Source organism: Shewanella cutis (assembly GCF_022410515.1).
GTDB classification, from domain to species: domain Bacteria; phylum Pseudomonadota; class Gammaproteobacteria; order Enterobacterales; family Shewanellaceae; genus Shewanella; species Shewanella cutis.
Genome location: NZ_JACSDI010000004.1, coordinates 161,270 through 181,557 on the forward strand (window position 1 = coordinate 161,270; position 20,288 = coordinate 181,557).

Here is a 20,288-nt window from a genome sequence, read left to right on the forward strand (position 1 = left end):
ACGTATTGACGAGCAATGTTAATTAAATTAGCCACAAAAAATTATCCAAAAATATCAAAGCGTTTTCTTATCGCTGTGGGTGAGTGGCTGATATTTGGAATATTATGGGTGAGCTTACCCGTGAATATTGCCGCTGCGTCTGATTCATGTGTTGTTGGAAAAAATAGCTTATCAATGGCTTCTGTGATGGTGTCTCACTGTGAACCTGTTAGCCATCAGTCAGCCGTAATAGTTGGTGAATATGGCGCTCCCCTTTGGACTGGTTTTAGCCAAACGGATTTTGAAAGCATATTTTGGGGAGCGTCCTTTTTTATTTTTTTTAGTTTTATTTATTTAATCTTAACCATATTTATTCGTGGTTATATTACTAATATAGAAAACTATTATTCAGTTTTACTTAATTGGATGAAATCAGTTCAAGCAAGTACATCCTAGTGCTACATAGAGCGAATGCTCACTATCAAAATTTTCCATTAAAAATATAAATCAAGGTTTTATTATGCAACCAACGAATAATCAATATTATTCGTCGATTTCTCGTCGGCGAAATAAATGGTCAGTGCTTTTCTGCGTGCAGGTGATGCTAGCCAGTTTCTCATTGGTCGGCCAAGCATTGGCCGTCAATGAATTTGAGTTAGCAACGGATGCACAAGCCGCAAAATGGTCTGGCTACGTTAATGTGGGTTTTACCCGAAACATTTATGACTCAGATAGTTATTACGCCTATCAAGCCTTTAACATCGATAGCCGGATCGATTACAAGGCAAATTGGGGCAATGTGCTATTTACCCTTGGGGGTGAAAAGCAAACATTACATGGCAAGGAGTCCAGTTTTTATGACCCTTTGCTGGAGTACCGCACGCCACTGTATGCCTTGACCGATACCATTTCATTGAAAGGTAGTTTGGGTGTGTATCTGCCCGCAGAACGTGAATCAAAATTGGATCGGTTGCAATATGCACCGCGTATTGCTGGGTACTTATTTTGGAGCCCGCTAGATAACCTAAGTTTTTATTTTTCACCGCGCTATCGCTACAACGCTTACCAATACAAAACCGCAGGTGAGCGCGTGTTAGTTGAACAGCAACTCGATGGATTAGTCGATGCTTATTGGCAAATTACGGCCAATTGGTATTTGGATATCAGTGGTCGTTATCGGATTTCCAAAAACTATTACGGTCGCCGACTCGACGATCAATTTACCTTCGCCCAAGAACTCGGTTGGTCGTTTAAGCCTGATTGGGTGTTGGCTGTTGGTCACAACAATAGTGGTCGTTTCTATAACCCAGAAGTGGGGACATCTCAGGGATTTGAGATTTATGACAAAAAGAGTTCAACCTTTTATTTGTCAGTTACTAAATATCTATAAAAACAGTAGTTAAGAGGAATCTATGAAGAAGTCAATGGTATGTCTGGCGATCACCAGCGCACTGACCCTTGTGGGGTGTGGTGCTGGCGATGAGCCTTATAAAGAACTCCCGAAAGATGAAAAGCAAGTCACCACTGCCGACATCGATAAAGCCGCTGAGCGGCAGTATCTCTACATTCGCAGCGTGGGTAAGGCTCCGCGTTATGCCGCTGAGGTGCGAGGTTTTACTCAAGGTGATCCTAAGTTGGTGACCTTGCATAAAACTGAGAATGGCATCCAAGTACGTCAAATAGATCGAGATAATATCGGATTAGGCCATGACAGTCGTTATCCTAATGAATATAACCAAGCGCCAGTATTAACTATTCCTGGCGAATATATCGACTTTAAATGTACTGAAGATAAATGGCGTGAGTGTATTAACGTGGAGCAAGTTAATACCGATGCTAATTTAACATGGCAGAATAAACGCTATTTTGTCCCTGATTTTGCCAAAGCCAAAATTGCCGAGTTGGGCATTAATGATATATTTACCTTTGGGGAATGCGTGACTGAAACCGAAGCGCCCCGTTTAGTCAACTCTAATGGCCAAAAAGGCTATGAGATGGATTTAGCTAAGGGCGTGGTCAACTTTGAAATTGAGCATACCTATCAAGCTTCACCAAGTTGCTTTAACCAATTTTACGGTGGCAATCTCGACAACTTATCCTTTACGACCACCGAGTTTATTTCGATTGTGGCGGTGGATCAGTTAGCCAGTAAAGACTATCAAGCTATACCCTATGCTGAAAACGAAAAGGGTACATTTGGCTTCTTTACCTCCTCCCATACCTATCGTGACGCGACTGACTCTGAGGGTGTTGACGGGTATGTGCGCACTTACTTGAATCGCTTTAATCCGGCCAAATCGGAACTGACTTATTACCTGAGTAATAATTTCTACGATGCGAAAAATAAACCCTTTTTGGATGCAGCCATTGAGTCTGTTACGGCAATTAACATTCAAAATAAGTTGTATAAAACCGGATTTCCACAGATAAAACTTGAGCAAGCCCACGATAAACGCCATGGCGACCTACGTTATAGCAACATCACTTTATTCGATGAGCCGCTGGATAATGGTCTAGCGGGTTATGGTCCATCTGCGGCAAACCCGCTAACAGGTGAAATTGTGAGTGCGCGAGTCAATCAATACAGCTCGAATCTAAAACAAGGCGCCGTTCGTTACTATCGCCAAGTGCGTTTAGATTATAACAGAGGCAAATTGGACGCTAATTCAGTGACATCGTTAACGGGTGAGCCATATGTGTCGAATTTAGACAAGCCTGATGTCAGCCTCGATACTGCGCCTGTTGAGGCGGCAGCATTTGAGCAACCGACTCAGCAACTCATTGCGGCACCCAAATCGCTGTTATTAACGCCCAAGGATAATAGCTTCGATGCCTTAGCGGATTTTGATGAAAAAACACAAGCGTTTTGGTCTGAAAACTCAATGATGCATGTGGATACCGTGTTTGCTACAGGGGGGAGTGATCGTGAATTACCTCGCGGCATCAAAGGTCATGAAATTGACTGGAAAAAAGCGGAAATGTGGGTTGATGGCAAAGTGGGCGGTAAGTTAGCGGCATTTGAAGATCTGCCCCTAAGTTTGCAAGACTCACTAACCACAGCCCTAGCTGCACAAGCATTTGCTGGCACCTTGACCCATGAGTTAGGACATACTTTTGGCTTAAGGCATAACTTTGCAGGGAGTCGTGACCACGACAATACCTTTAACCAAGCACAACTAGCTGAATTAAAAGCCGCCTTTAGTGATGCAGGTTATCCAGACATTACTGTTAATGCCGAGTTTTCGAGCCAAATGGACTACAACGTGAATCGGTTTGCGACCACGTTTGAACCCTATGACTTAGCTGCGTTACGTTTTGGCTATGCCCGTGAAGTAGAAACGAAGACCAATGAATTTGTGTCGCTCAAAGCGGAAGATGCTAAGCGTCGTGACGAACTTGCCAAAGGCGTCGTTAACGGTGATACCCGATTTGGCGCGCTTTATAACATCGAGCAAAACAATAGCCTACGTCAGTATTCTTTCTGTACTGATGAGCACGTCTCCCTTAACAGCAACTGTAATCGTGGAGATGCGGGCAAAAACTTGGATGATATTGGTCAGTTTTATATCGAAAAGTACTTCGATAGCTACGAGACTATGAACCTACGCCATAATCGGCAATCTTTGTTTGAAGATCATAGCCTAAGTTACACCATCAATCGTAAAGCTCAGTTTGATGAAATACGTCAATTCATTGAAGATGTGAGCTTTTTAGAGCAACTGTTTGGTCTATCTGAAAACTTTTTCGTCGGTGAGTGTGAACGATTGGCGGCGACTGGAGGCGATGCTTGGTATTGCGCGAATCAGCGGGCGATGAATCAGTCGGCAGATTTCTTCCTTAAGCTAGTGGGAGAAAATGACGCCACACTGGACGTCACATACAAGCAAGCCGATGGCAGCGTAGCCTTAAGGCAACAGTACAATTTTGCCAAAGTACTTGAGCAATATCGTTTTAAAAGCGGCGATATGAAGGCGCAATTTGAGCCGGGTGAGGTGATTAGTCAGTTCTCTGATTCTCCAGAAGCCTTGAAAGAGCTGATCATTAAATCGCAAATTAATCCTAAATTTCAGGATTTATTAACGGCGGATGTCAGCTTTTCGGGTCGCCTACTCAATGGTATTAAAACACCTGCATCTTCACCTAACCATCCTTATGTGAATGAGCGCGACGTGTTGGGTGTGTGGCCAGATAAATTGTTAGCCGTGCGAGCCTTAGTCTCACGTACCACCCCACGTAGCACATCAAGCCGTGGCTATAAAGCATTGGTTGATTTACCGAATGTGGGTCCGGTGTTCCAAGACATGTTGTGTAAGATGACCATGGGTGAAGGTCCTGGCCTTACTCGTGGTAATACGCCGCTCTTTACCGAAAGCTGTGGCGTGAGTGGTAAGCTTGATAGCTATCTGCCTTATTACACTGATTTTGCGCAACAAAGTATTGAACCATTACCTAATTACGACCGTTCAGTATCACGTTACTTCCAATTTGATACTGTTAACGGCCAACCAAAAGGTAAGAGCAATTTACTGCAGATGATATTACGCCAAGTGGTGCTTGCATCCGTGGACAGTGATTATCAAGGTGAGCAAAAAGCTAGGGTATGGCGTGAATACGTTGGTATTCGCTTAGCTGGCCCAGCATTGGCGACTCAAGCAGAAGTGACGGTAAATGGTCGAGTGTATGCAGCGACCGCAGAAAACACTTTAGCGTTGGCATTGATTAACCGAATTAAAGAAATGGAAACCTTTAAGACGCAAGCTGGTGAGGCCACGCTTGCCATCAAGTTAAACAATGGCACTGTGGGTGAGATCATTGATAGGCAGCTAAATCGAGATCAGCTAGTGCTCAGTTATTTACCTGTGCTTGATTAAGTCACTTGAATCGAGTGAGCCGCACCCGCGGCTTTATACCAATCGTATTAAATATCTGTTCATTCAGCGGGAGTTAAACGGGCTTTAGACAAGGCGAAGGCTTGAAGGCATAGTGGTGCTCTGTCGAAAGCCTTAAACGCAGTATAAAGCCCGTTCAACCCCGCCCTTCGGGAGCATCATAGGCATCTCACTCCCGTGTTACATTGACTTAAAAGGGAATAACCATTTCTTCGTCAATGCGCCTTGGATTGAGATGCCCGTGAGGCTCTGAACTGATTAGATATTTAATGTGATTGGTATTACAATGCATAAGCATTTGTAAAACATAGAAAAGGCCGCTCAGTGAGCGGCCTTTACTTTTAATGCAATCTTGTATGGCTTAAGACTTGGCGCGTTTCATCGCGGTGAAGAATTCATCGTTAGTCTTAGTCATCGCCAGTTTATCAATGAGGAATTCCATTGCACTGACTTCATCCATTGGATTGAGGATCTTACGTAGGATCCACATTTTTTGTAGCTCGTCTGGATTTGTCAGCTTCTCTTCACGACGAGTACCGCTGCGGTTAAAGTCAATCGCAGGGAATACGCGTTTTTCAGCGGCCTTACGTGACAGGTGCAGCTCTTGGTTACCAGTACCTTTAAACTCTTCGTAAATCACTTCGTCCATCTTAGAACCGGTATCGACTAACGCTGTTGCGATAATGGTTAAGCTGCCGCCGTTTTCAATGTTACGAGCCGCACCGAAGAAGCGCTTAGGACGATGCAGGGCGTTAGCGTCCACACCACCCGTTAACACTTTGCCCGATGAAGGGATAACAGTGTTGTAAGCACGCGCTAAACGGGTGATCGAGTCCAGTAGAATCACCACGTCTTTTTTGTGTTCGACTAAACGTTTAGCCTTTTCAATCACCATTTCAGCCACTTGTACGTGACGACTTGCTGGTTCGTCGAAGGTAGATGCAATAACTTCACCTTTAACGAGGCGTTGCATCTCGGTTACTTCTTCAGGACGTTCATCGATCAGCAGAACCATTAACACCACTTCAGGGTTGTTGTAGGTAATTGACTGGGCGATATTTTGCAGTAATAACGTCTTACCCGCTTTTGGTGGCGCAACGATCAAACCACGTTGACCCTTACCGATAGGTGAACATAAATCCAGAATACGGGCAGTGATGTCTTCAGTTGAGCCATTACCACGCTCCATACGCATACGTTCTTCTGCATGGAGTGGAGTTAAGTTTTCAAAGAGGATTTTATTGCGAGAGTTTTCAGGTTTATCAAAGTTAACTTCGTTAACTTTTAACAGGGCAAAATAACGTTCACCTTCTTTTGGTGGGCGAATCTTACCAAAAATGGTGTCACCCGTTCGCATGTTAAAACGGCGAATTTGGCTTGGTGAGACGTAAATATCATCTGGGCCAGCTAAGTAAGATCCATCTGCACTACGTAAGAAACCGAATCCGTCTTGGAGTATCTCTAATACGCCGCCACCGAAAATGTCTTCGCCGCTTTTGGCGTGGGCTTTAAGGATGGAGAAAATAATGTCCTGCTTGCGAGCACGGGCCATATTTTCGAGTTTCATGTTTTCGGCTAGCGAAACTAGGTCGGATATCGGCGTGTCTTTTAATTCAGTTAAGTTCATGTTGGGGATCTTGTGTTACGCGACAAAGCTTACCTCGATCAATCAGTAAAGTTTGTGATTCAGGATAGTGATTGATGAGCGAGAAGTGGTTTAGTTAGAAAGAGTCTGGTTATTAAAGTAGCACTAACAAAGCAGGGCGTCCAGAAATTTAGGGGGATTCCGGCACAATTTAATTTAAGCTTGTGCCGGACGTCACTCATAGCGACAACAAATTAGATTTGTGCGTCGATAAACTCTTTTAATTGAGTTTTAGAGAGGGCGCCAACTTTGGTCGCAGCTAACTCGCCGTTTTTGAATAACAGTAGAGTTGGGATACCGCGAACGCCATATTTAGCAGGAGAAACATTGTTTTGGTCAACGTTTAATTTAGCGATAGTCACGCGACCTGCGTACTCTTCGGCAACGTCGTCAAGGATTGGTGCGATCATTTTGCATGGACCACACCATTCAGCCCAAAAGTCTACCAATACTGGTAAATCGGCCTTTAACACGTCGTTTTCGAAGCTGTCGTCGCTCAAGTATATAATTTTATCGCTCATGATGTTCTCCAGTTTGGTTGCCATTGCTGGTTTGTTAATGGCTTACCATGTATATTGGGGCTGAAAAATAGCTTTTCAAGTTACCTTTTACAATGTGGCTATTTCAAACGATCGAGTATCTTATTGCAACCCCAAATGGTATGCTTGCGCTATGAGCCAAACACATTTATCAAATCAAAAATTTGCCGACCTACCTCTACATCCTGAGGTAAAACAGGCCCTTGCCGAGAACGGCTTTGAATTTTGTACGCCAATTCAGGCGTTATCATTACCCGTATTACTTCAATCAAAAGATATCGCTGGCCAAGCTCAAACGGGCACAGGCAAGACAATGGCGTTTTTGGTTGCCACATTTAACCATTTATTGTCATCCTCCATTCCTGAAGGGCGCCAATTAAATCAACCTCGTGCCATTATCATGGCACCTACCCGTGAATTAGCGATCCAAATTGCTAAGGATGCGATTTTACTCGCGAAACATACTCACCTAAAGGTGGGTATTGTTTATGGTGGCGAGAGTTATGATGTTCAACGTAAAGTGCTTGACCAAGGTGTTGATATCTTAATCGGTACTACCGGACGGATTATCGATTATGTGCGTCAGGGCATTATCAATTTAAATGCGATTCAAGCTGTTGTGTTAGACGAAGCCGATCGTATGTTTGACCTCGGTTTTATCAAGGATATTCGTTTTCTATTCCGACGTATGCCTAATGCCGACCAGCGCCTGAACATGTTGTTTTCAGCGACGCTTTCGATGAAAGTGCAAGAGTTGGCCTATGATCATATGAATGATCCAGTGAAAGTCGAAATCGCGCCTGAAGAAAAAACCTCCAAGAACATCAAAGAAGAAATTTTCTATCCTTCCCAAGAAGATAAGATGCGTTTACTGCTAACCTTGATTGAAGAAGATTGGCCTGAGAAAGCCATTGTTTTTTCAAACACCAAGCATAGCTGTGAAAACTTATGGTCTTGGCTTGAGGGTGATGGCCACCGTGTGGGTCTGCTCACGGGCGATGTACCACAGAAGAAACGTATTCGAATCCTTGAGCAATTCACTCAAGGCCAGTTAGATATTCTGGTCGCGACTGACGTTGCTGCACGTGGTCTACATATCTCCGATGTTTCCCATGTGTACAATTATGATTTACCTGATGATTGTGAAGATTATGTCCATCGTATCGGTCGTACTGGGCGCGCGGGTAACAAAGGGGTGTCAGTCAGTTTTGCCTGTGAGGAATACGCACTAAACTTGCCTGCGATTGAAACTTACATCAATCACTCTATTCCTGTGAGTAATTATGATCGCGATGCGCTGCTCGATGATATTCCATCGCCGGTCAAGATTCACCGTAAACACCCTGCGGGTGCCCGTAATTTACGTGAGCGCTCAGGAGCGGGTCGTACTCCAGGTGCTCATCGCAGTGGTGGTCGTCCGCCTCGCCATGACAGGACGCGTAGACAGCCGTAAATGCCAACACCTGCTTATGCTGCCATTACTTTAGGCTCTAACAGTTTTAATATGCTGATCGCTAAGACAAAAGGCGGTCAGCCACATATTATTGCTAAATACAAACGTAAAGTCAGGTTAGCCGAAGGTATTGGCGAAGATGGTTATTTATCACAGGAAGTGATGCAGCGAGGCTTAGATTGCCTCGCCATGTTTGCCCAAATGTTAGCACTGCATAAAATCCATCCCAATCATGTTGCTGTGATTGCCACAGCAACACTGCGTACCATCAATAACGCTGACGAGTTTAACCAGAAGGCCATTCCTCTCCTTGGTCACCCAATTGAGATTATTTCGGGCATGCGTGAAGCTGAACTGATTTATCAGGGGATGGTGGCAACAACCTGTGGTCAAGGTCGACGCTTAGTGATTGATATTGGTGGAGCAAGCACCGAATTTATTATCGGTGATGGTCATCAAGTCCAATTTAAAACTAGCTTGCCGATGGGCAGTGTGACCTTTAATCGACGCTTCTTTAGCAATGCGCCGGTGCAAGAACTCGATTTTGATGATGCGAAACAACAAGTGTTGGAAGTGTTAGGAGAGCATAGACAAAGGCTAAAAGATTTAGGATGGCATTGTGTGGTGGGGGCTTCTGGCGCAGTGCAATCTGTGGTCGAAGTGCTAATGCACCGTAAGCTGTCTGAAATCATCACGTTATCTGTGCTGACACAGCTGAAAGCGGAAATTCTTACCGAGGAAGATGCGAGCCTAGAGGGGATTATCGGCTTAAGTGTCGAACGTGCGCCGACATTTGCTGCTGGGGTGGCGATTTTACTCGCGCTCTTTGAACTCTTAGGAATTGAGCAGTTGACGCTATCAGGTGGTGCATTGCGTGAGGGCGTGTTAGTGATGCTGGCGCAGCGGATTTTAGAAGAAGCGATTTAACCTCTCATCTATTATTAAAAGACAAAGGCCGCCAAATGAACACTTGGCGGCCTTTACTATTTAACGGATTGGATTACTTTAAGATCTCGACTAAATCTTTTTCGAGCGATACGGTTGGACGCTCAACAATGCGGCCAATTTCTTTACCTTGTTGTTGCACGATAAAGGTGGGGATGCGTTTAAACTCGTATTTTGCCGCCAGCCCTTCAGGATCTTGCTTGCTGCGATCAACGCCAATATACGTCACTTTGATATTGGGGTTGGCCACTTCTTCGATAATGCGGATAAAACGTGGCGTTTCGCGATGGCAGTCTGGGCACCAAGTACCAATAATCACCACAATTTCTGTTGGTTCGCTGACTTTTTTCAAAGGTGCTAAGGCATCGGTATCCACTTGATAGCTTTTATAGCCTTCAGCAAACTCATTGAGATCTTTTACTAAATGTTGCGCTTCAACTACACCGGTTAAAATCACTTCTTGCTTCTCCTCGCTGCAGGTGGCAATCAAGCCCTGTTGTTGTTCTTCAAATCCACAGCCGCCATTTGCTAGTACTTGGCAACTAAAAAATAACGCGGTCGTGGCGAGTAATGCTTTAACGTTATTGTGCATGATATGCCCTCAAAATCGAAGAAGAATGAGTTTGCATTCAAACACTAATTTTGGTTTTCTAAAAGTTGCCAATGAATTTGCTGCAAGGCAGATCACGTATCGCTAATGTAAAACTTGCTCCTGCCCGCAAAAAGTTAGTTATTGTTCCAATAACTTGGCGAGTATGGGTTTATTCGCCTCAGGGAAATCGTAATGGGTGAGATCATGCTTATCGACCCAAGCAATTTGTTGCCCTTCAAGCCCTTGCGCCTCGCCAGTAAAGTCGCTCACAGTATGAATATCGAGTAAAACCTGTTTATCGGGATAATCATAGCTTAACGCCATAAAGGGTTCGCTTGAATGGACGTTTAGCGCCACTTCTTCTTTTAACTCACGTATTAAGGCTTGGGTAACGGTTTCGTTCTGTTCAACCTTACCACCGGGGAATTCCCATTTGCCGCCTTGATGCAGATGCTCAGGGCGCTTGGCGAGTAAGATTTGTTTGTTGCGGTTAACAATTATGCCAACGGCAACATGGATGCGTTTTGTCATAAATTTCTACTTATCACTGTATGAACAACAATCCGAGACTCGTCGCTTCTGGTCGCTGGTAAATAGACGGATTTGTTATATAAAACTTATTCTTTAAAGAAGCTGTCTTCGTCGTAACCGAGTTCGTCTAAAGCGTCGAGATCAAATTCAGATTTAACTGGAATGGCATGTTTTTCGGACGCCCAATCTCCTAGGTCGATCATCTTGCAACGTTCGCTACAAAAAGGCTTAAATTTTGATTGAGGCCCCCATTCTACTGGGGTTTTACAAATAGGGCAGTTTACGGTTAACGGCATAATGGGGCTCTCTTGATTTACTGCGGAATAACAAATTTCAATGCCGTTAGTGTAATGGCTTCAAGCACAGGTCGCTAGTAAGAATTCGATGCTGCGGTCTGTGTGGCGTTGTTGATCGAATTGTACAAAATGAATGGCGAAGCGATTTTTATGGCCGCTGATCGTTGGATAGCAACCGTGGGAAGCATCGACTTTGACTCGAACCAAGGACAGGGCTTGGGTGCTATCCCCTTGATAAAATCCGGCGTGGGCGGTTGCTTTAGCGAAATCAGCGGTACTGCGGGTCAGTTGAAGCAAAAGCGTGATGGGGGTGAGTAGGGGCTCGAAATGACCTATCCAAGCTTGGTAATCCTGTCGTCTTTCATCCCAGGGTTTGGCGAGCCAAAAATGCAGTTGGGGCAGGTCGAAGTTACAGCAGGCACCTGGCATACCAAAGCGCTGTCTGAGTGCGGATAAAAATCGGTCTTGTTTTAGTTGATTCCCGCAACGCTCTGGGCGTTGTAATGGCTCTCTGGCTTGAGTTAAGGCTTGAATGTAAAAACTTATTTGTTTGTGATCGACATGATCTCGTTCTTGCCATTTGCTCAGTTGCAGTAGATTTCGCTCGATATCTTTAAGGACTTCATTGCGATAGTCACAGCGTTCCGACAACTCGCACAGGGAAAAAAGAGGGTAGAAACATCTATGTTGGTGGTCGTTATTTAGGTTATTACAGAGCTGTTTACTGAGGTATTCGAGTCGCAAGTAACTTCGAATCTTCTCATTTAAAGGCTGTTCATAAACTAAGTCAGTCATGGGCGTTGTGATTACCGGATAATTGTAAATAGCGTTGATGCAATGCGTGCACCTCTCGTTTTAATCTTGATATCTCTCCATGATTATCAATAATATCGTCGGCTCTGGCGAGTTTTTCACTGCGACTACATTGACTATTAATGATGTTATTTACTTGAGTTGCATCAACATTATCCCGTTTTACAGTACGGCTGACTTGCAATTCTGGCGAAATATCCACCACTAAAGTCCGATGGACTAACCTATCTAACCCATTCTCAAATAGCAAGGGCACAACCATAATTACATAGTCTGAGGTGGCTTTTTCGACTTGCAAAAGCATTTCTTGGCGGATCATAGGGTGAAGTAGTTGGTTTAGCCATTGGCGTTCTTGTTCATCATTAAACACCCGTTGCCTTAACTTTGCGCGGTCAAGTTCGCCCGAGGCTGTTAACATTTCAGTTCCAAAATGGCGAATAATGGCGTTTAACCCGTGGCTGCCTGGTGCGACGACTTCTCGAGCAACCACATCGGCATCGACTAGGCAAATACCTTCTTCGGCAAACAGATTCGCCACAGTGGTTTTGCCGCTGCCAATCCCGCCTGTTAAACCGACAACAAATTTGGACATAAAACTCTCTTAAAGCGAAGAAGGACGTGCTTATAGGACCTAGAGCGGACTTCGTCCTGCTAGGGCGTCGCTGCGCTCCTTCTAGAATCTAGAATCTGTAAGGCCGAAGCCTGTTCTATAACGTACTTAAATACCAATCCACTATAGGTTTGCCCCATATTAGGGCGATCCAGCCAGCAGCGGCAATGTAAGGACCAAAGGGAATCGGGTTAGCAAGCTGATTACGCTTGGTCACGATCAGCGTGATGCCAACGAGGGCGCCAACCAAGGATGAAAGTAAAATCACTAGCGGCAACATTTGCCAGCCTAGCCAAGCGCCAAATACGGCGAGTAGTTTAAAGTCGCCATAGCCCATGCCTTCTTTGCCAGTTAACAGCTTAAACAGCCAAAAAATCGACCATAAACTCAAATAGCCTGCTGCAGCCCCCATTATTGCATCGGTTGGGTTGGTAAAGGTATGGTTTAGGTTGATGATTAGCCCTAACCAGAGCAGGGGAAGGGTCATCTGATCGGGTAACAGCATTTCATCCAGATCGATTCCCGTCAACGCAACCAACACAAAAGTGAGGATTGCAGCAAACACAAATTGCCAGCTGGGGCCAAAATGCCAAGCCAATGTCGCAACCAGCAAACCTGTTATGAATTCAATAATGGGGTAACGGGCTGAGATTGGCGCGCTACAGGCGGCGCATTTTCCTCGCAACATTAACCAGCCTAACATCGGTAAATTATGCCAAGGTTTGATGGCGGTTTTACATTTAGGGCAAGCGGAGCCTGGCACCACGAGATTGTATTTTTCAGGATAGTGATCTATTGGTTTATTGAGTTTGTCTATTCCAACCTGCTTAACAATATCAGTATGATACTCCTGCAAATACTGATTACATTCCTGCTGCCATTCGCGTTTCATCATCACCGGAAAACGGTGAATCACCACATTTAAAAAGCTGCCAATGGTGGCCGCAAACACAAAACTTAAGCAGATAAAAAGCCATGGTGCTTGGTCAAAGGTGTGACCCAATAAAGTGAAAAATTCAGTCATTATTCTTACTTAATTATATTGTTCAATGTAAAACGGATTTTAGGGTCTTGGACGCTTTGCTAGAACCTCGAACCTATAAGGGTGCAGCCCGCTTTGCTTTTTCTAGCTGCTGCGCTGTTTGCTGCGTTCTAGCCGCCAACCACTTTACCCATTTGGAAGATGGGTAGATACATAGCAACAATAAGGCCGCCGACGACAGTACCAATCACCACCATCATAATAGGTTCAATCAGGCTGGATAAACCATCCACGGCATCATCCACCTGCATCTCATAGATGGTTGAAACTTTATTGAGCATATTATCGAGTGAGCCAGACTCTTCGCCAATCATCACCATTTGGATCAGCATATCGGGGAACAACCCAGTGGTTCGCATGGCCACGTTCATTTGCATCCCCGCCATCACTTCTTGGCGCATTTTTAAAATGGCCTTGCGGTATACCGCATTGCCCGATGCCCCCGCCGCGGACTCTAAACCATCAATCAATGGCACACCAGCGGCAAAGGTGGTGGCTAAGGTGCGGGCAAAACGTGCCATAGCACCTTTGTGTAAAATCGGCCCAATAGCTGGAATTCTTAAAATGGCTTCATCCACTCTATCCCTCACCATTTGAGAGTTTCGGTGGGCGCGGACAAATAAAAATACGCCAGCCACAATTGCACCTAAGAAGATATACCAAGAGGATTGTAAGCCTCGGGAGATTTGCAGTACTAATTGGGTAAACGCGGGTAACTCGGCGCCAAAGCCCTTAAAAATATCTTCGAATTGTGGCACCACAAAGAGTAACAGCAATGCAGTCACTAAAATGGCCACAATGACTACCGCAGCAGGATAAAACATGGCCTTTTTAATTTTGGATTTTAATGCCTCAGATTTTTCGCGGTAGGTGGCAATGCGATCGAATACCACATCTAAAGAACCTGAATGCTCACCCGCAGCGACTAAGTCGACATAGAGATCATCAAAATAGCGTCGATGGGGGCGCATCGCATCGGATAAGGGAATACCCGATTGGATTTCTGAAAGAATCGTTGCCAGTAGCTCACGCATTTTGGCTTTTTCATGGCCACGGCCCAGTAATTCTACTGTTGTAACTAATGGCACTCCAGCGGCAAGCATGGTGGCAATTTGCCGAGTCACCATGGCGATATCCATTGGGGTGATTTTAGGGTCGCCTAATTTAAATAGGGCGGCCGATTGTTTGCGTACCGTTTTAGGATTTACCCCTTGGGATTTTAGCTGGCTGCGGATCTCTGCCGCAGAAGCCCCCCGCAGCTCGCCACTGGTTTTTTGGCCATCGCGGTTAACACCTTTCCATTCAAAGGTATAAATTTTAGGTTGGCTTTTTTGCTCAATCTTTTTTGGGCGAGGCTTTTTTACTGTCGTTGCCGTAGCCATAAATTATCCCTATTGGTTGTAAAGCTAAGAAGGACGTTCGCAAGCTTGCTTCTAGATTCTATGACGTTGCGCAACTGCTAGAACGCTCGCATGCTCGCTCTAGAATCTATAAGGGCGCAGCCCGTCCCACTATTAAAAACTGGTAACCCGATTCACTTCGGCAATACTGGTGACACCTTGGATTACTTTTAGCAGCCCCGATTGACGCAGATCGCGCATGCCTTGCGCTTTCGCTTGGCCAGCAATCTGTAACGAGTTGCCCCCTTCCATAATAGTACGGGCAATTTCATCTGACATCTTCATCACTTCGTAAATCCCCACCCGTCCTTTATAGCCACCGGAGCAATGCTCGCAGCCCACGGGTTTGTAGGTGGTAAAACCTTGGGCGATTTGCGCATCGCTAAAGCCTAAACGCTGTAACTCATGATCAGGTATTTGCTCGGGTTGTTTGCATTCAGGGCAGAGCCGTCGTGCCAAACGCTGGGCAATAATTAAGTTAACTGAGCTGGCGATATTATAGCCAGGTACGCCCATATTGATTAAGCGGGTTAAGGTTTCGGCGGCGGAGTTGGTATGCAGGGTTGATAATACTAAGTGGCCAGTTTGCGCGGCTTTAATGGCTATTTCGGCGGTTTCAAGGTCGCGGATTTCCCCGACCATCACCACATCGGGGTCTTGACGCAAAAACGAACGTAGTGCTGAGGCGAAGGTTAAACCCGCTTTTAAATTAATATGGACTTGGTTTACCCCCTCAAGGTTAATTTCCACCGGATCTTCGGCGGTGGAAATATTACGCTCGGCGGTATTGAGGATATTTAAGCCTGTGTAGAGCGAAACGGTTTTACCCGACCCCGTTGGGCCTGTCACTAATATCATGCCCTGAGGTTTGGCTAGCATTTCAAGGTAAAGCTTTTCTTGATCGGGTTCGTAACCGAGTTTTTCGATACCAAGCTGGGCGGAAGAAGAATCTAATATCCGCATTACAATCTTCTCGCCCCACAGGGTCGGCAATGTACTTACCCGAAAGTCAATCGACTTAGTGCGGGATAGCTTCATTTTAATCCGGCCATCTTGGGGGACGCGGCGCTCGGCAATATCCAGCTTTGACATTACCTTTAAGCGTGCCGAGAGTCGTCCTGCTAAGCTAATGGGCGGTTCTGAGACCTCATGCAAAATACCATCAATACGAAAACGGATACGGTAGCGTTTTTCATAGGGCTCAAAATGTAAGTCAGAAGCGCCCTTACGAATTGCATCGGTTAATATCTTATTGATATAAATAACAATAGGGGCGTCATCGCTGGCTTCTCCTGCGTTTTCTTCTTGGCGCTTATCGGTATCGGTAACTTCGATACCGGCAAGTGCTGCTTCATCCATGCCGCTTAAATCAAGGCCAGTAATATCTTCTTCGAGTACCTTTTCAAGGGCTTTGGCGAGTTTATCTTCTTCCACCAAAATGGCTTCGGCATGTAGGCCAGCACTAAATTGGAATTCCTCAAGGGCGGCAATATTGGTGGGGTCGGAAGTGGCGATATATAGGCGATTGCCGCGCTTAAATAGCGGTAAGCAGCGGTGTTTTTCAATCAGTTTTTTATTAAGAAACTCTTCAGGTATGGCGCTAACATCAAATTCGGCTAAATCCAGCAGCGGCGTGCCATATTCCTCATAGCAAAGCTCGGCGATGCTGCGGGCCGACACTAGCTTAGTTTGCACTAAGGTCGTGACTAAGGTTTGTTTATTTTGGCGCGATTTGGTGATGGCAGTCGCCATCTGCTCTTCATTAAGCAGACCTTTACGAATAAAAAGGGTGGATAAACCTAAATGAAGACCTGAAGTTGGCATTTATTATTCAATTTGTTGGAAATAGCCTCGTAACGACTACACATTTACGAGGCTATTATCAGTTTTACTAACTTTTGCTAGCTTATAGACCAGCGGATTTTTTACAGAGAACTAAATCCTCATCACTACCTGTACCAGCTTTTTCCATTAAGTAGGTGACTGAGCCAGTATCCGAGAATGACGCTGTGAGCTTACATTTTGCTTCAGTCCAAACTAAAGTAACACCTTCGTCCTGCGTTACTTCATCTGCAAGATCAGTAAACTTTGGATTTGCATTTACTTCTTCTTTAATTGTGTCACAGCCAACACCAGTTTGAATACAGGTTGGGATTTTTTGTGCAAATGTAGAAACGCCTTTCATTGCACCGCTACCCTGAGCAGATGTTACATAATCTTTATAAGCAGGCAATGCCACTGCGGCCAAAATACCGATAATGGCTACTACAATCATTAATTCGATCAAGGTAAAACCCTGAGCTTGTTTGTTCATCTTGATACTTTTCATTTTCTCGCTCCAATACAGTGCAAAGTGTCGTTTATCGATTGTGTTCGTTTCGGCTACTTATCTTGATTGCTTGCAATGAATTGCTGGTTTTTTGGCTAGCGACAATTCACTTTGGGCTATTTTGATAAGGAAGGCCGAAACGGCCATCTCGCCTGTGGTAAAAGTTAGTACAAAGTTAACTAAATTGAAACTACTTTTACGCATAAAGTATTAATTAAATGATTATTTTGTCTAAAAACTTGATGCTAAAACGTATTGCGTTCTAACAAGGCGTTGACAATGTTAGTTAAGTTGACGCATTTAACACAGAGTCAAAACATCGACGCGAGTTATACCTGTTTTTAATCAGCGTATTTAGTGGGGTTATGCTGTAAAAGGCAGGAAGCTAGAATCTAGGAGCTACGAGCTAGGCTCTAGGAACTAGCCCCTAGAGCCTATAACCTTCTTTTTAAGCTTTCAGCCGCATTGATAGGTCTAAGGCGCGGACATGTTTGGTGAGGGCGCCGACGGAAATATAATCCACACCTGTTTTGGCAAACTCTGCTAAGGTGTCTAGGGTCACATTGCCTGAGACTTCAAGTTTTGCACCGCTACCTTTCGCTTTGCCTGTTGCAAGGTAATGATTATTAAGCTCTACGGCTTCGATCATCATGGTGATATCAAAGTTATCTAACATGATGATATCGGCGCCCGAATCCAGTGCTAATGCCAGTTCACTTAAGGATTCGACTTCCACTTCAACGGGTTTATTGGGATGTAAGCGACGGGCCGCCTCCACCGCTTGGCTTATGCCGCCACAGGCCATGATGTGGTTTTCTTTAATTAAGAAGGCATCAAACAGACCGATACGGTGGTTTTTGCCGCCGCCGCAGGTCACAGCATATTTTTGGGCGGTGCGCAGTCCTGGAATGGTTTTACGGGTATCGAGCAAACGTGTATGGGTGCCAGCCAGTTTGTCTACATAGTGTTTTGTGAGGGTGGCGACACCGGATAAGGTTTGGATAAAGTTCATCGCAGTGCGTTCGCCCGTCAATAAGGCGCGAGCGGGGCCTGATAATTCACACAAGACTTGATTGGGTAACACAAGATCGCCATCATCGACATGCCAATGCAGCGCGACTTCGCCACCGAGTTGATTAAAGACTTGTTCTGCCCAGGCTTTGCCACAAAAAACGCCTTCTTCACGAGTGATTAATGTGGCCTCGGCATATTTATCTGCAGGAATAAGCTCGGCAGTAATATCGCCGTAGGCAATGGCTTTGGTATGTTCGTTGATTTCAGTGCCACCAAGGTCTTCACTGAGCGCGGTTTTTACGGCGTGGCGAATATCGTTTTCTAGCATGATTGGAATCCTTGCTCTAGTACGTCGGGCGAGTTGCATGGGCTAACATGGGGTAAACCGTCTGCCAGCTTGCATTTGGGCTTAAGATTATCATGGCTGCGCCGCTAGGTGCTAGAGCGTCGCTAGGCAACGGCTATGATATAGGGCCTAGAGCGTTGCTGCGCAACTGCTAGGACGCTCGCAAGCTCGCTCTAGAATCTATAAGGACGCAGCCCGTTCTGCTTTTAAGGAGTAAACATGAGTTTTGAGTTTGGTTGGTTTAATGCGGCGCGACGTTGTGAGTCGCCACATTTTAACCAGCGCCCTTTTGGGGAAGTGAGTCTGTTGGTGATCCACAATATCAGTTTGCCCGCAGGATGTTTTGGCTTGCCTTACATTGATCAATTATTTCAAGGCTGTTTAGATACCAGTGCCGATGAACGTTTCGCCGATTTAGCGGGGCTTAAGGTATCAGCGCATTTTTTAATTCGCCGTGATGGTGAATGTGTGCAGTATGTGAGTTGTGACGATAGAGCTTGGCATGCTGGTGTATCTCGTTATGCTGAAAGGGAAAATTGTAATGACTTTTCCATTGGTATTGAGCTTGAAGGAACCGATACTGAGCCCTATACTGCCGCCCAATATCAACAACTTGTTGAATTGACTCAAGCCTTGTTAGCACAATACCCTAGCTTGAGTGCTGAGCGGATTGTTGGGCATTGTGATATTGCGCCAATGCGAAAGACAGACCCTGGCCCAAGCTTTGACTGGAAAAGGTATTTAACAAAGCTTCGCGACTTCTAGAATCTAGGACGTTGCTGCGCAACTGCTAGGACGTAGCAAAAAGCGCTGCTCTAGGACGCCACTTCGTGGCTCTAGAATCTAGGGTCTAGAAGGGCGAGGCCCGCTCTGTTTGTTTCTAGCCTGTCCAGCTTTTATACAAGGAGTACTACCGATGGCATTATTTTCATTACTGGTCGCCATTCTTGTGGAGCGATTAAAGTTTCTTCCCGCTGCTTGGCAATGTGATCGCGTGCTGCAATCTTACCAATCTACCTTTTTTGGTGATAAAGCCTCCCTTAACAGCACCAACATGCTGCTGGCATTGATAATACCCGCCGTTGTGGTTTATCTGTTGGGCTGGATTGTGTCTGATATGTTTTGGGGACTACTAAACCTCGCCCTATGGGTGCTGGTGGCGATTATTTGTTTTAACCATCAAAAACAACGCGATACTTTTAAAAAATATATGCAGGCCGCTTGCCGCTCCGATGTACAGGCCTGTTACCACTATGCCGCTGAGTTAGATTGCAGTGAGTGTTTAAATGCGGTTTCTGAAAAAGACTTAGGTGCCAAGGTGGGGCAGAGCGTTGCTTGGATTAACTATCGCTACTACGGCGCAGTGGCATTATGTTTTATCTTCCTTGGCCCAGTCGGCGCGGTGTTATATTGTACCGCTCGCTTTTATGCCGAAGAGAATGTGCGTAAGTCGCTTAATTTACCGCTGATTGAAGATATTATGTTTGTTATGGATTGGATCCCGAGTCGGATATTTTCCTTTGGCTATGCGCTCAGTGGTCAGTTTAGCGAAGGGCTCTCGGCTTGGCGTGACCATGCCTTAAATATTCATGCGAGTGCCAGACGAGTGGTGGCAGAAACGGCGTTAGCCTCTCAGCCGCTGCCTGAGGAGTCGAGTGCACCAGTTTGTGTACAATCGACATTAGCATTATTAGTCTTAAGTAAACGCAACTTTACTTTGATGGTTGCCGTGCTGTCGCTGCTGACCATTTTTGGGTTGGTGAATTAATAAAAGGACGCTGCGCGGCTTCTAGAATCTAGGACGCAGCAAAAAGTGCTGCTCTAGGACGCCACTTCGTGGCTCTAGCACCTAAAACCTAGAATCT

General features: G+C 45.3%; 19 protein-coding genes. 7 read left to right on the forward strand and 12 right to left on the reverse strand.

The features are described from left to right. The first annotated feature begins 15 nt into the window (after positions 1-15). The 3 genes from H9J30_RS09390 (at position 16) to H9J30_RS09400 (ending at position 4,850) form a co-directional block, all read left to right on the forward strand. Positions 16-435, forward strand: coding sequence for a hypothetical protein (locus tag H9J30_RS09390; protein ID WP_240130788.1), 420 nt, complete (start codon positions 16-18; stop codon positions 433-435). 64 nt (positions 436-499) lie between these two features. Further along, a complete protein-coding gene (locus tag H9J30_RS09395; RefSeq protein WP_240130789.1) occupies positions 500-1,369 on the forward strand; it encodes a hypothetical protein in 870 nt (289 codons plus the stop codon). A 22-nt stretch (positions 1,370-1,391) separates the two neighbouring features. Beyond that, positions 1,392-4,850 (forward strand): zinc-dependent metalloprotease, encoded by a 3,459-nt coding sequence (locus tag H9J30_RS09400; RefSeq protein WP_240130790.1) that lies wholly within the window; start codon positions 1,392-1,394, stop codon positions 4,848-4,850. A gap of 379 nt (positions 4,851-5,229) precedes the next feature. Here the strand turns inward: H9J30_RS09400 and rho are convergent, their stop codons facing one another. Together rho and trxA are read right to left on the reverse strand one after the other, a co-directional pair. Then, on the reverse strand, positions 5,230-6,495 hold the full coding sequence (gene rho / locus H9J30_RS09405; RefSeq protein WP_011070765.1) for a transcription termination factor Rho: 1,266 nt from the start codon (positions 6,493-6,495) through the stop codon (positions 5,230-5,232). Positions 6,496-6,707: 212 nt separating this feature from the next. Further along, the gene (gene trxA, locus H9J30_RS09410) at positions 6,708-7,034 is read right to left on the reverse strand and encodes a thioredoxin TrxA (protein ID WP_011070766.1); all 327 of its coding nucleotides are present in this window, start codon (positions 7,032-7,034) and stop codon (positions 6,708-6,710) included. A 151-nt stretch (positions 7,035-7,185) separates the two neighbouring features. Here trxA and rhlB point away from each other — a divergent pair, with 151 nt between their 5' ends. Next, entirely contained in the window at positions 7,186-8,505 is a 1,320-nt protein-coding gene (rhlB, locus tag H9J30_RS09415) for an ATP-dependent RNA helicase RhlB (protein WP_240130791.1), read from the forward strand. Further along, on the forward strand, positions 8,506-9,432 hold the full coding sequence (locus H9J30_RS09420) for a Ppx/GppA phosphatase family protein (protein WP_240130792.1): 927 nt from the start codon (positions 8,506-8,508) through the stop codon (positions 9,430-9,432). It begins immediately after the preceding gene. Positions 9,433-9,505: 73 nt separating this feature from the next. Here the strand turns inward: H9J30_RS09420 and H9J30_RS09425 are convergent, their stop codons facing one another. From H9J30_RS09425 to nadC, 10 genes are all read right to left on the reverse strand, one after another. Next, entirely contained in the window at positions 9,506-10,042 is a 537-nt protein-coding gene (locus H9J30_RS09425; protein ID WP_240130793.1) for a thioredoxin family protein, read from the reverse strand. A 138-nt stretch (positions 10,043-10,180) separates the two neighbouring features. Continuing rightward, on the reverse strand, positions 10,181-10,573 hold the full coding sequence (mutT, locus tag H9J30_RS09430) for an 8-oxo-dGTP diphosphatase MutT (RefSeq protein ID WP_240130794.1): 393 nt from the start codon (positions 10,571-10,573) through the stop codon (positions 10,181-10,183). An 86-nt stretch (positions 10,574-10,659) separates the two neighbouring features. Then, positions 10,660-10,869 carry a DNA gyrase inhibitor YacG gene (yacG, locus tag H9J30_RS09435; protein ID WP_240130795.1) on the reverse strand — a complete coding sequence of 70 codons (210 nt, stop codon included), beginning with the start codon at positions 10,867-10,869 and terminating at the stop codon, positions 10,660-10,662. Between the two features lie 60 nt (positions 10,870-10,929). After that, positions 10,930-11,664, reverse strand: coding sequence for a cell division protein ZapD (gene zapD, locus H9J30_RS09440; RefSeq protein ID WP_240130796.1), 735 nt, complete (start codon positions 11,662-11,664; stop codon positions 10,930-10,932). Further along, a complete protein-coding gene (gene coaE / locus H9J30_RS09445) occupies positions 11,657-12,274 on the reverse strand; it encodes a dephospho-CoA kinase (RefSeq protein WP_240130797.1) in 618 nt (205 codons plus the stop codon). The genes zapD and coaE overlap by 8 nt, the downstream gene beginning before the upstream one ends. A 115-nt stretch (positions 12,275-12,389) precedes the next feature. Next, complete coding sequence (locus tag H9J30_RS09450) at positions 12,390-13,316, reverse strand: prepilin peptidase (RefSeq protein ID WP_240130798.1); 927 nt, start codon at positions 13,314-13,316, stop codon at positions 12,390-12,392. Between the two features lie 128 nt (positions 13,317-13,444). Then, on the reverse strand, positions 13,445-14,716 hold the full coding sequence (locus H9J30_RS09455) for a type II secretion system F family protein (RefSeq protein WP_240130799.1): 1,272 nt from the start codon (positions 14,714-14,716) through the stop codon (positions 13,445-13,447). Positions 14,717-14,848: 132 nt separating this feature from the next. Further along, the gene (pilB, locus tag H9J30_RS09460) at positions 14,849-16,558 is read right to left on the reverse strand and encodes a type IV-A pilus assembly ATPase PilB (protein WP_240130800.1); all 1,710 of its coding nucleotides are present in this window, start codon (positions 16,556-16,558) and stop codon (positions 14,849-14,851) included. 82 nt (positions 16,559-16,640) lie between these two features. Continuing rightward, a complete protein-coding gene (locus H9J30_RS21605; RefSeq protein WP_275679570.1) occupies positions 16,641-17,063 on the reverse strand; it encodes a pilin in 423 nt (140 codons plus the stop codon). A gap of 448 nt (positions 17,064-17,511) precedes the next feature. After that, the gene (gene nadC, locus H9J30_RS09470) at positions 17,512-18,405 is read right to left on the reverse strand and encodes a carboxylating nicotinate-nucleotide diphosphorylase (protein ID WP_240130801.1); all 894 of its coding nucleotides are present in this window, start codon (positions 18,403-18,405) and stop codon (positions 17,512-17,514) included. Positions 18,406-18,642: 237 nt separating this feature from the next. Between nadC and ampD the strand changes: the two genes are divergently transcribed. Together ampD and ampE are read left to right on the forward strand one after the other, a co-directional pair. Continuing rightward, entirely contained in the window at positions 18,643-19,188 is a 546-nt protein-coding gene (gene ampD, locus H9J30_RS09475; protein WP_240130802.1) for a 1,6-anhydro-N-acetylmuramyl-L-alanine amidase AmpD, read from the forward strand. A gap of 151 nt (positions 19,189-19,339) precedes the next feature. Beyond that, positions 19,340-20,191 carry a beta-lactamase regulator AmpE gene (gene ampE, locus H9J30_RS09480; RefSeq protein WP_240130803.1) on the forward strand — a complete coding sequence of 284 codons (852 nt, stop codon included), beginning with the start codon at positions 19,340-19,342 and terminating at the stop codon, positions 20,189-20,191. Positions 20,192-20,288 lie beyond the last annotated feature (97 nt).